Below are 11,823 nucleotides of genomic sequence, written 5' to 3'. Positions count from 1 at the left end.
TTCGCCGAGGCCGCCACCGAGGCGGACCTGACCGGCGCCCCCTTCGGCATCGGGCGCAGCTCGGTGATGTTCGGCCACATGCAGGCCACCTTCGGTCGGTTCGGTCCGGCCCGCCAACTGTCGAGCACGGGACGCCGACTGCTGGTCGAATGCGATGACGAGTTGCGCAATTTCGGCATCGGCGGCCAGGCACTTGCCGACGGGTTGACCGGCTGGGATCCGGATGCGGTTGCGTGGCTGCGGACCACGCTCGAGGAGGCACGTCGCGACCACCACTGGTTCGCGTTGGCCTGGGGCGAATGGGCCCTGGCGCTGCTGGAGACCAAGGGTTACGGCTCCGGCGACTGGCGGCAACCCGTCGCCGAGGCCGAGACGTTCATGCGAGCCGTCACCTTCGGGTGGGGCGCGGCCTGGGAGAAGGCGCTGGCCGCGGAGAACCTCGTCGTGGAGGGCGATCCGGCCGCTGCCCGCATCGCCTGCGAGGAAGCCCTGGCCGAGGTCGAGGCGCACACCTACGCCGAGTTCGGCCGCGGCCCGGTCGAACTCGCGCTGGCGCGGGTCGATCGTGCGCAGGGCGATTTGGTCACCGCCGAGGACACCGCCCATCGGGCTCTGGCCACGTTGACCGCGGCCGGGCTGGCGCTGCAGCAGGTCGAGGCGATCGAACTGCTGGCCGCATTGGCGGCCCAACAGGCCAGCCCGGCCGAGGCGGTCAGACTGTTCGCCGCAGCCTCGACCGCGCGGGCCGAGTTGACCTTCCCGGTCCCACCCGCCGAAGTGGCCCGCCGCGCCGCCGACCTCGAACCGGCACGCCGTGCCCTGTCGGCCGAGGAACTGACCGCCGCCGAGTCCGAAGGCAGGGCGATGAGCCTGGGCGAGGCCACCACCTACGCCTCCCGCGGCCGAGGACCGCGCAAGCGCCCGACCACGGGTTGGCACAGTCTGACCCCGACCGAGGCCGAAGTCGTCGCCCTGGTCGCCGAAGGACTGACGAACCCTGCGATAGCGGCCAAGATGTTCGTCTCCCGGGAGACGGTCAAGAGCCACCTCTCGAACTCGTTGGCCAAGCTCGGCGTGTCCAACCGCACCGAACTGGCCACGCTGGTGGCACGCCGGAGCTGACGCACCGTCAGGCACCGATGAACCGATCCCATGTCCGGCCACGGGACACCCGTCGGCCTGAGCCCCAACGACTCGAGGAGAATCCCCATGCGCACCACCCCGCCTGTCGCCGTCGGCACTGCCGTCGTACTGACCGCCGTCGCAACCTGGTCGCTCGCGCAGACCGGAGGAGCCGTCGCCGCCGCCGACGGGCGCAACCTCGAGTTCTTCATCCAGGACACCAAACAGGCCACGGTCGACTCCCCACCGACCGGCACCAGCCAGGGCGACCTGTTCGCCTACCACGGCCTGATACACGAGAAGAAGGGCGGGAAAACGATCGGCCGTTTCGGCGGTGCCTGCGTCCAACTCGACGCCGCGGGCGGAGCGCCGTCGGACTCCTCCTGCAGTGTCGACTACATCGTTCCCGACGGGCAGTTGCACACCGAGATCTTCGGCGCCAACGACTTCCTGTTCAGCGGCAAGTCATTCGTTCAGCATCCTCGGCGGCACCGGCAAGTACCGCGACGCACGCGGCGAGGGCACGATGCGAATCCCCACCGACGTCAAGAATCAGACCGACGGCTATGTGAAGATCAAGCTGGCCGGCTGAGCCTCCCCGCCGCTGCCCGATGAGGTCCCGGGTCGTCGACGCCGACCGGACCGAGGCAACCAGCCCACGCCGACGGCAGGCCGACCCAAGGCACGGCAGGCGGCGGATCAGGAACCCTGCGACGCCGCCGGACGAAGCTCGACCACGTGTTCACCGCTGCGCCAGAGCACCGCGAGCTCGGTCCGCGAGCGCACGTCGGACTTGGTCAGCACCCGGGTGATGTGCTTCTTGACCGTGCCCTCGCCGATGTCGAGATGGCGCGCGATCGCGCGGTTGGACCAGCCGTCTGCGACCAGCCGCGCCACCTGCTGCTCCCGCGAGGTGAGCGTGCCGGTGTCGGGCTGCGGGTTGCGCCGCAGGTGGGCCCGCAACAGGTGGGCCAGGTGCGGACGCAGCACCTCGAACAACTCCAGCGTCCGCCTGTCGAACTCCTGGTCGCCGCAGGCCAGCACGCCGAGGTAACCGTGCACCGGCAGCCCGGTGTCCAGCCACACCATCACCTTGTCGGTGATGCCGCTGGGGTCGAGGAACTCGGCGAGGTACTCCTCGTGCGACGAGGTGAGCCGCGAGTCCAGGACCTCGGGCAGGCAGGCCATCCCGTCCAGGCAGAACAGTCGCCGCCCGTGCTCCGAGCCGTACGGGTCGCGCGGGGCATAGTCGTTGACGTAGCTGTCGACCACCGGCTGGGACAGACCCAGCGACACCGGGTCGCGCAGCGCCAAGCTCTCGGCCGGGTGCATGCCGAGATAGAAGGTCAACCGCTCGTACCCCAGGTGATCGCGGATCGACCGCAGAGCCACTCCGCGGAAATCCTCGATCTCATCGGCTTCGGCGCATGAACGGATCACGTCCAGTACGCGCCGGTAGTCACTTGCGTCCAGCATCTGCTAGCCCACCGGCTCTCTTGCATACGCAATTACCAACCCTCCGGCACACGCGCTACCACCCTAGACCCGTACGTCGGGGGCGCAATACGTGTGAGGTGTACCACTTTCGGACCATTGTCGCCGCGCCGGCGAAATCTAGAGGGTTGGGGCCCCAGCCGGAGCACGACGGAGGAGGCCCGCGCGTGAACCTGCATTGGAAAGCATCCTGGCCGGACATCCCGGAGGACGTCGCGATCGACGTCATGCCGACCTCGAACGGCGAGTACGTCCCCAAACCGCCGACGCAGAAACAACTCGCGATCATGGCGCTGCAGGACCAGGAGATCGAACGCCAACGGCGCCTGTTCAACATGGACCGCCGCTCGTTCGTCCGGACCGCGGCCGCCTACGCGATCGGGCTGTGGGCCATCAACGTCGTGACCGCCGGACGTTGGGGCAGCTACGCGTTCGCGGCGGAGATCCCCTCCGGCGCCGGTGGCCGTCCCGAGCTGGAGAACCCCGGGGCCCAGCTGGCCAACCTGCCCGGCGAGTTCATCCTCGACACCCAGGGCCACCACCTCGACGCCGCCGGACGCTGGCGCCTGGAGAACCCCGGCTTCGAGGAGTTCCTGAAGCTGTGGACCTCCTCGGCGATGGGCTCGATGCCCGGTGTCGACACCAAGGGCGACATACGCGGCTTCGGCCCCGGTGGCGAGCTCGACCCGATGCAGAACCTCGGGCGCTACCACTACTTCAAGGAGATGTTCCTCGACTCCTCCACGACGGTCAGCCTGCTCACCGCGCTGCCCAACCTGCCCGACGAGACGAACATCCTCCCGGTCGCCTACGCGATCGAGACCGCGAACCTCGCCAACCACCTGTCGCAGTCCCAGCGCTGCTTCATCCACGCGTTCGCCCAGCCCAACCGCGGCTACATCGCCCCGCACGTCACCCCGATCCACCAGGCCGAGGACTTCCAGTGGATGGCGGAGACGGCCAAGAACGTGGACATCCACGGCTGGAAGCTCTACTGCGGCTGGGGCGACTGCACCGGCGGAACGCCGTCGCCGCTGGGCAGTTCGCCGCCGATGAACGGCTGGTGGTTCGACGACGACAACGGTCTGGCGATCGTCGAGCACATCCGCAAGATCTGCGACGAGTACAACCGGCCGAAGGTCATCTGCACTCACAAGGGCCTGGCCTTCAACGGCACGTTCGACTCCGCGAAGTTCTCCCCACGCGACATGGGCGTCGTCGGCCGGCAGTACCCGGACGTGAAGTTCTACACCTACCACTGCGGCTACGACGGCGAGTACATGGCGCCCTACCCGGGCGACGATCAGGTCAACTCGTCCAACCGCAGCGTGGACGCCTTCGTCAAGAGCCTGCGCGAGAACGCCTGGGACGCAACGAAGTTCGTCCAGCCGGGCCTCGAGCACGGCAACACCGTGAACATGTACGCCGAGCTCGGCAGCGTCTGGTGGAACGTCATGAACGACGTCGACCAGGCCGTGCACCTGCTCGGCAAGCTGATCACCTACGTCGGCCCGCAGCGCATCGTGCTCGGCACCGACTGCATCTGGTACGGCAACCCGCAACCACAGTTCGTCACGATGCGCGCGCTGCAGTTCAGCAACGAGGCCAAGGAGCTCTACAACCTGCCCCACGGCCTGGACGGCGACCGGTGGGACCCGCGGCGCAACGCGCTGTCCGGCGGCAGCTACCACCACCCCCACCCCGACGTGAAGGGCTGGCCGACCGACGGCCGGTCCCACCCCGAACGCAGCATCCGCAACGGAATCCTCGGGCGCAACGCGGCCGAGGCGTACGGCATCGACGCCGACGCGCACCGCGGCATGATCAAGTTCGACCAGGTCGAGTCGATGCGCGCCTCCTACATCGTCAACGCCGGCTCGCCGCGTGAGATGGCGACGTTCCGCAGCAACCAGATGATCGGCCCGCGCACGCGGCGCGAGTTCTTCCGCATGGTCAACGCACCGGACTACCAGCCCTGAGAGGAGCACCTCCATGAAGCGAATCGCCATCCCGCTCGTTGCGGTCGCGCTCGCGGCCGTGGCGGTCGACCCGACTCCCGCGCTGGCCGCAGGCACCGAGTACACCGCCGGTCCATCCAACGGCGACGCCTCGACCTACCACCAGGTCGACCCCGGCGACGGGACGATCATGATCTTCCAGCACAACACCCGGCAGCCGGGCACGGTGCACTGCACCGGCGACGGCCCCCGGGCCACCCTGGCCAACACCCAGCCGGCAGGCGCCGGCACCGGCACGGTCACGGTCGCCTACACCGACGCGGTCATGACCGAGCACCCGGTGATCGACGTGCTGGTGACCGGGGACAACGGCCGCGTGCTCGGGCACAAGGCCGCGTTCGGGCCCATGTACTACGACAGTGGCCACGTCGCTGTGCCGCTGTTCGCGAAACCCAACGCCGGCGAGGCAGTACGCACCCTGATCGGCCTGCAACTGCACGCCGGGTGCCTGCCCATGCCGTTCGTCCTCGGGCTGCCGGGCAGCCGATTCCTCGAGGGCGCACGGGCGACCTTCCCGTCCGTGACCCTTTCCTAGCCGCAGCCTGCCCGAGAGGAGTACGCAAATGAGGAAGAGCTCTCGTTACCGCGCCCTGGCTGCTGTTTTCGGCCTGGGCCTCGCGGTCGCGTGCCTGCCCGCGAACGCCAACGCGGTCCGCGCAGACCCGGTCACCGGCCAGGACCACCCCGGCAACGTCGTCGCCATCGACTGGCAGTTCGTCCCGGACGTCGTACACGTCCACCACGGGCAGACGTTCAAGTTCGCCAACTACGACCTCATCCAGGGAATCCCGTCGCACAGCATCGACGAGTACATCCCCGGGTGCACCGCACCCCCGTATCCCGAGGGCGCGGGCGCCAAATGTGCGACCACCCGCTTCAGCAGCGGCCTGGTGGACTGGATGCAGGTCCACCGAGTGCACGGCGTCGACAAGCTCCCACCCGGCACCTACCAATTCGTCTGCCAGGTCCACCCGTTCATGCACGGCACCCTGATCGTCGAGTAGCCGCCGCGCCGGCAAGCTTGGGGCATGGCCCTGTTCAGCCTCGGTGAGGCGCGTGCGGAACTCACCCGGTTGCTGCCCGTGCTCGACCGGATCGTCGAGCTGCGGGCCGACGCCGCCGAACTCGCCGCTGCGCAGAGCGGCGGCGTCGCCAGCGACCTGGGTGGACTGCCGGAGTTCAAAGCAGTGCAGGCGAGGCTGGACGAGCTGCTCGCGCAGGTGCAGCAGACCGGCGTGCACCTGAAAGGTTTCGCCCCACTGCTGCTGGACTTCCCGGGCGAACTCGACGGCGTGGAGGTCCTGTACTGCTGGCTGGAGGGCGACCGCGAGTTGATTTGGTACCACCGCGGCGACCTCGGCTTCGCGGGCCGCCGGCGCCTCGTCACGTGACGCACCGGCCAGGTGCCGATGTGACGGACCGTCATAAGCGCCCCGGCCGCCCACCCAGAGCAGTTCGTACTGCGCAGCGACGTCGAAGCGGCCATCGGAACCGGTCGAGCCGGCCGCCCGGTGATTCCCGGCGGCCGGCTCGAGGTGGTCAGTCCGATGTGCGGCGACGAACCGCACAGGGTTTCAGGCGCCGGTCCGCATCGCGGCGGGCAGGTCGGCACAGTGATTGGTCCACACACCGGAGGAGTAGTAGTACTCCCCGTCGCAGTGGTTGTCCGACCAGTACCCGTCCCGCCAGTGCTCGTGCCGCCAGTGCTCGTAACCCTCACCCTGCGGGGCCGGATCACCGTAGCTGACCGGCGGCTGCACAGTGGCGGGCGCAGCCACGGTCGCTGCGGCGTCGATGCTCGCGGCACCGGCCAGCGGGGCCATCGTCAAGGTCAGGCCGACACCGGCGAACAGCACGGCCGCGGTACGGGTGAACAGGTTCATCGCATCCTCCTGGTGTTCGGTCGGCGACCCCAGCGGCTGCCGGACACCACCAAGCCTCCCGCCGCCGGCGCACCGGCGCAGTCATCCCCACGACACCGCGACTGTCACGTGCCTGACAACTACGAGCCGCGGCGCGGACGTGCCACGCACGGCGCCCACGGCTCACTGCGGCCGGGGAGACACCTGGCAATCACCCGCTTGCCGAGACAGGCAACCGGGCCTCGGGCCCTGACGGGTGTCAGGAAGCCGACAGTGGCGGGGTCGGCTCGGTGACAACCTCCGGCGTGGAACGGGCTGATTGTTTGCGGTGTCGGGGACACAAGGTCCCCACAGACCCCGAAAGGGTTGTGGTTGAGATGCGCAAGGCTTTGACTGTTCTGGCGGTTGCCGCCGCCGCGACGTTCATCTCCCCGGTCGCCGCCGGCGCCGCGACGGCACCGGCCGCCTTCGTTGCCCCGGCCCACGGTGGCGGGCACGGCGGCGGGCACGGCGGCGGGCACTGGCCCGGCGGTGGGCACCGCTGGGGCCACGGCGGGTACTGGGGTGGCTACGACTACGACGGCTGCAACCCCTACTACTACGGCTACTACGACCTGAACAACCCCAGCTGCGCCTGACCCGCGGTGACAGCACTGCCGCAACCGCCCGACGGACCACGCGCGTGGGCCGGTCCCCTCCGACCGGCCCACACCGCCCGGGTTCGGACATCCGCGCCGAACCCGCGACTGGGCTCCGGCGCCCCCGCGCCCGGCGCGGGCTAAACGACCCGGACGGAGCCGTATCGCCTCGGCCCGGGCGTCGCGCACCACGACGAGGGTCAGGTCTCGGGACCGAATTCCATTTGGTCCAGCTGACTTACCGTCAGATCGACGGTTGGACCACCACGCACCTGATGGGTCGGCAGCCCTCTCTGGGCGGCCACCGCGAGGACGAGCGCGTAGGCGATGCCGGGCGTTGGCGAACCTGAACCGGCCCGCCCCGGCGCTCAGCGCAGGAGGAATCCGGCGTCGACCGGCAAGGCGATCCCGGTGATGTACCGGGCCTCGTCCGAGCACAGCCAGGCGATCGCGTTGGAGATGTCGATCGCCTCGATCAACTCGACCGGCATCGCGTTCGCCAGCTTGGCCACGATCTCCGGATTCTCCTCGGCGAACCCGGCCCATCGCTCATGCAACAGCATCGGAGTGCTTACCCCGGTGGGGTTGACGCAGTTGACGCGGATGGAGTGCTCGGCCAGCAGTCCGGCGTAGGCCCGCATCAGCCCGATGACCCCGTGCTTGGCCGCGGTGTAGCCGATCAGCCCGGCATTGCCCAGCACGGTGAGTCGGCCGTGCAAGCCGGCAACCGAGCTGGTGATGACGATGCTGCCGCCCTGGCCCTGCTCGAGCAGTTGCGGGAGCGCCGCCTCGATCGTGTTGTAGACGCCGGTGAGGTTGACCTCCACGACGTCGTCGAACGAGCGAGGATCGGCGGCCACCTCGTCGAAGCCCGGGATGATCCCGGCGTTGGCGAGCACGATGTCGATGCGGCCGAACTCCGCAACGCCTTCCTTGACGACCTGGGCCAACGCAGCACGGTCGCGGACGTCGGCCCGGCGGGCCACGATGCGCTGATCGAGTTCCTCGACGGCGCGCACGGTCTCGGCCAGATCGTCCGGCGTGGCAAGTGGATAGGTGACCGTGTCGATCGACGCGCACAGGTCCAACCCGACGATCTGCGCACCGTCGGCCGCCAGCCGCAACGCGTGCGAACGGCCCTGCCCGCGCGCGACCCCGGTGATCAGCGCGACCTTGCCGTCCAGACGTCCCATCTCCGAGCCCGCCCTTCGTGAATGAATCCGCGAGGTGAGTGCGTACGGCAGCATTCACCTTTCGTGGCCGACCAGCAATCCCGCCTCGCCCCGCCGTTCGCCCAGGTGCTCGCCGGCCGCAACCCCTCAGGGCGTGACGTCGGAAGGTTCCGGGGAACCCCGGGGAGCCCATGGCCTTGCGGATGCCCTCCGGTCCGACCTTCTCCCGGAACTGCTGCACGGTGTACCCGACCAGGACCGCGTCGGTGCGGGCGCGCGCAGTGGCTGCCCGCGGGAAGCCCAGCAGCGGGGCCAACTCACCGAAGTACTCCCCCGGCACCGAGGTGTGCAGGAGTTTCTCCCCGCCCGCGGTCAGCGCCCGCACCAGGTCGATCTCGCCCGACTCGACCACGTACACCAGTTCGCCCGAATCACCTTGGGCGAACAACTCGCTGCCCGCGCTCAGCCGTACCGGGCCCGGCGTCGGGCCGGTGATCGGTGCCTCGGGCCCCATCTTGATCACCCGATCGGCCAACGGAACCAGGCGATGGTCGTGCGTGGAGACGACCACGATCCGGCCGGGCTGAGCCAGGTCGCGCAAGGTCCGGATCACCGTCTCCACCTGGACGTAGTCCAGGGCCGCGGTGGGTTCGTCGGCCAGCAGCAACGGCGGGTCGTGGGCCAACGCGCGGGCGATCGCGACCCGCTGCTGCTGGCCACCGGACAACATCCCCGGCCGGTTTCCCATGCGCTCGGCCAACCCGAACCGCGTAAGCAACTCCTCGGCCCGCGCCCGCGCGGTGCCCCGGTCGAGGCCGGCCAGGCGCAATGGCGCCTCGACGTTCTCCCGGGCGGTCAGGCTGGCCAGCAACTTGAACCCCTGGAAGACCAGGCCGACCCCGCGTCGGCGGTACCGGGTCAGCTCCCGCGCGTTGAACCGGGCAAGGTCGGCGCCGTCCAGCGTGATGCTGCCGGACTTCGGGGTGAGGATCCCGGCCAGGCAGGACAACAAGGTGGTCTTGCCGCAACCACTGGGGCCGAGCAGCAGGACCAGTTCGCCGGAATGGGCCTCGGCCTCGAAGCCGTCCAACGGACGCACGACGTAGTCACCGCTGGAGAACTCCACGGTCAGATCGCGGATCGAAAGTGACTCCACGTCAGGTCCCCGCCCCGAACGCGGCCGCGGGATCGACGCCGACCGCCCGGCGCAAACCGGCCAGGCTCGACAGCAGCCCGATCCCGATCGCCGCGCCGACCATCGTGGCGCAGGATGTCACCGACAGGTGGACCGGCATGGGGAAAGCCGGGGCCACCGCAAAGCCGATCGCCACGGCAACCACCGCAGCGACCGCGGACAGCACCACGGCCTGCACGATCAGGCTGAGCAGCAGCGAGCGCGAGGAGACCCCGATCGCCTTCAGGACCGCCAGGTCCTGCAGGCGCTCGAGCACCGAAAGGTAAGTCACGGTGCCGACCACCGCGATCGCGACCGCCCACAACAGCAGGCGCAGGATGTCGATCGCGTCGAGGCCCTTGCTGAACAGGCGCAAGATGTCGTTGCGGGCGAAATTGGCCGGCACCGCGTTCAGGCCAAGTGCCGCAGCGTCGCGCGGCATCCCCTTGGTGACCACAGCGGTGACGATCCGGTTGCCCTTGAACAGAACTGACTGGGCGTCACGCAGGTTCAGGTAGACGTTGCCCACCCCACCACGCAACGTCATGTGCTGGACCTGACCGACCACGACCAGCGGCACCCCGGTCAGGCTGAACGCATCGCCGATCCGGTACCCGGTCGCGGTGTCGACCAGTGCCTCGCCGGGCCGGCTCGGTTGGCGGCCGCTGCTGGGCACCGGTGGACCCATGCCGCCCGGGCGGTACCCGATCACACTCACGTCGGCCTGACGCTTTCCCGCGGTCGTGCCGAAGGCCATGATCCACGGGTCGGCCCGGCTCACCCCCGGCGCCTGCGCCACCTGCGCCACCACTGTGTCCGGCATCGCCGACAGCGCACTGAACGGGCCACTGGTGCCTGCCCGAACGACCCAGGCATCGGCCCCGACCGCCGCCACCGCCCGGTCGGCCTCACTGTGCAGGGCGTCGCTGAGGCCCGACAGCAGCAACGTGACCGCGAACACCAGGGCTGTGCCCAGCGCGCCGAACCCGAAGCGGCGCAGACGCCACTGCAGATCGCGAAGGGTGATCAGCCACATGTCGGGCCGATCCTCACTCGAACGCCGATAGCGCCACTTCGGCGGCGCCGCCCGCGGCCACGGCCGACGACTTCGCCTGGGCCGGGAAGCCGGCCAAGGTCCCGTGCAGTTCCGAGTCGATCCGCGAGGGCAGCACGGCGGACCCCGAGTGGTAGAGATCCTCGACCCGTTCGCCGGACACCGCGATGCAGGAGACCGGTCCGGTCGTGCGCAGCGTGCTGTCCATGCGCAGGTGCCGCAGGGTGCTCCGATCGCCGGCCGCAACGATCGTGACCGTGCTGTGGGCCTGGGTGCACCCGTCCGAGGAGGTCATGTCGAATTCCGAACTCCGACCGGCCTGCGCCCGGTCCGGTTCGAACAACACCGGGGTCGTCGGCGCGAAGTCCAGGACGATTCCGGCGGTGCCCGTGGAAGCGTCGAGCCGATAGGTGCGCAGGTAGATGCCGTCCGGGCCACGGGCCAGGGTGAACTCCTCGACCAGACCGCTCCCGTCGGAGCGTCGGGCGTCCATCGTCCACAACTGGGCGCCCGGGCCCGCACCGTCGGCGACGGTCAGGCGCATCGTGGCCGGCAGCGGCCCGACGCTCGAGGACCCGCTCAGCGCGTAGGAGTACCCACCGGGAGCCGGCAGGGCCAACGTCGTGGACGAGGCGCCGGTCGGGGCGGACGCAAGATTCGCCCGGCCGCTCGGCGCCGCCGCACTTGGTTGTGCGGCCAGTTGCCGCGTGCGCGCCCCGCTGGACGTCGGCGCCACCGACGCAGCTTCGCGAGTGCTGCTTCGCCCGGCGACCGTCGATTGTCGTGGGGACGGCACGGTAGTCGACGGCGCTGCCAGCGCCTGGGCCGAGGTGGCCAACGGGTCGTCGTACGGGATCTGCATGCCCGCGTTCCCGGCCGCGGTGATGCTGGGTGCGCCACAGCCCGCCAGAGCCAGGGCCGCGAGGCACGCCACGGCCCGGCAGTTGCGGCGGTCGGGCCGCGCACGCCTCATGGAGCACACGATGTCCCCGCCCGACCGAACTGGGAACGCACGGCGGCCGAAACTTTCACCTCGCCCGCTACCGCACCGCGCGGCCCGTTGCCACGCCATGGTCCACTCCGACCGATCGCACTATCGCCACGGGCTATCCCTGCGCGATCTTCGACCCCTGCCAGGACCGCGGCGCCGCGCCGGAGGCGGCCACTCGGCTAGGTCGGCCCGGCTGTTCACCCGATGTGCTCGACCAAGAGAACTGCCCAAGCTGAGTCGTCACCTTCGAACCACGCAAGCACTCGGAGCCCGCCCATGAGCACGTACTTCCGTAAGT

12 protein-coding genes and 1 pseudogene are annotated in these 11,823 nt (G+C 69.6%); 7 read left to right on the top strand and 6 right to left on the bottom strand.

Annotated features, from left to right (window positions below):
- Together VHU88_01620 and VHU88_01615 are read left to right on the top strand one after the other, a co-directional pair.
- Positions 1 to 1,122, top strand: a 1,122-nt coding sequence (locus VHU88_01620; protein ID HEX3610361.1) for a LuxR C-terminal-related transcriptional regulator, incomplete at its 5' end; no start/stop codon positions are given.
- A gap of 87 nt (positions 1,123 to 1,209) precedes the next feature.
- Positions 1,210 to 1,737, top strand: a complete 528-nt coding sequence (locus VHU88_01615; GenBank protein ID HEX3610360.1) for a hypothetical protein — start codon at positions 1,210 to 1,212, stop codon at positions 1,735 to 1,737.
- An 84-nt stretch (positions 1,738 to 1,821) separates the two neighbouring features.
- On the opposite strand, the gene VHU88_01610 is transcribed toward VHU88_01615, so the two are convergent.
- A complete protein-coding gene (locus VHU88_01610; protein HEX3610359.1) occupies positions 1,822 to 2,598 on the bottom strand; it encodes a helix-turn-helix transcriptional regulator in 777 nt (258 codons plus the stop codon).
- A 185-nt stretch (positions 2,599 to 2,783) separates the two neighbouring features.
- On the opposite strand from VHU88_01610, the gene VHU88_01605 reads away from it, so the two are divergent.
- The 4 genes from VHU88_01605 to VHU88_01590 are packed head-to-tail and all read left to right on the top strand — an operon-like array spanning position 2,784 to position 6,025.
- Positions 2,784 to 4,595, top strand: coding sequence for a hypothetical protein (locus VHU88_01605; protein HEX3610358.1), 1,812 nt, complete (start codon positions 2,784 to 2,786; stop codon positions 4,593 to 4,595).
- 13 nt (positions 4,596 to 4,608) lie between these two features.
- On the top strand, positions 4,609 to 5,169 hold the full coding sequence (locus tag VHU88_01600; protein HEX3610357.1) for a hypothetical protein: 561 nt from the start codon (positions 4,609 to 4,611) through the stop codon (positions 5,167 to 5,169).
- Between the two features lie 28 nt (positions 5,170 to 5,197).
- Entirely contained in the window at positions 5,198 to 5,638 is a 441-nt protein-coding gene (locus VHU88_01595) for a hypothetical protein (GenBank protein HEX3610356.1), read from the top strand.
- A 24-nt stretch (positions 5,639 to 5,662) separates the two neighbouring features.
- Entirely contained in the window at positions 5,663 to 6,025 is a 363-nt protein-coding gene (locus VHU88_01590) for a DUF2203 domain-containing protein (protein ID HEX3610355.1), read from the top strand.
- Positions 6,026 to 6,208: 183 nt separating this feature from the next.
- Here VHU88_01590 and VHU88_01585 read toward each other — a convergent pair whose 3' ends face one another.
- Entirely contained in the window at positions 6,209 to 6,517 is a 309-nt protein-coding gene (locus VHU88_01585) for a hypothetical protein (GenBank protein ID HEX3610354.1), read from the bottom strand.
- A 356-nt stretch (positions 6,518 to 6,873) separates the two neighbouring features.
- Between VHU88_01585 and VHU88_01580 the strand changes: the two genes are divergently transcribed.
- Positions 6,874 to 7,134 (top strand): hypothetical protein, encoded by a 261-nt coding sequence (locus VHU88_01580; GenBank protein HEX3610353.1) that lies wholly within the window; start codon positions 6,874 to 6,876, stop codon positions 7,132 to 7,134.
- Positions 7,135 to 7,502: 368 nt separating this feature from the next.
- On the opposite strand, the gene VHU88_01575 is transcribed toward VHU88_01580, so the two are convergent.
- From VHU88_01575 to VHU88_01560, 4 genes and pseudogenes are all read right to left on the bottom strand, one after another.
- Entirely contained in the window at positions 7,503 to 8,327 is an 825-nt protein-coding gene (locus tag VHU88_01575) for a mycofactocin-coupled SDR family oxidoreductase (GenBank protein HEX3610352.1), read from the bottom strand.
- A gap of 262 nt (positions 8,328 to 8,589) precedes the next feature.
- Positions 8,590 to 9,405: pseudogene (locus VHU88_01570) on the bottom strand (ATP-binding cassette domain-containing protein).
- A gap of 58 nt (positions 9,406 to 9,463) precedes the next feature.
- On the bottom strand, positions 9,464 to 10,516 hold the full coding sequence (locus VHU88_01565) for an ABC transporter permease (GenBank protein HEX3610351.1): 1,053 nt from the start codon (positions 10,514 to 10,516) through the stop codon (positions 9,464 to 9,466).
- Between the two features lie 13 nt (positions 10,517 to 10,529).
- On the bottom strand, positions 10,530 to 11,507 hold the full coding sequence (locus VHU88_01560) for a hypothetical protein (GenBank protein HEX3610350.1): 978 nt from the start codon (positions 11,505 to 11,507) through the stop codon (positions 10,530 to 10,532).
- Positions 11,508 to 11,823 lie beyond the last annotated feature (316 nt).

This window comes from Sporichthyaceae bacterium (assembly GCA_036269075.1).
Classification (GTDB): domain Bacteria; phylum Actinomycetota; class Actinomycetes; order Sporichthyales; family Sporichthyaceae; genus DASQPJ01.
The sequence above is the reverse complement of the archived record's forward strand: the minus strand, read 5'-3'. Positions and strand labels throughout refer to the sequence as shown.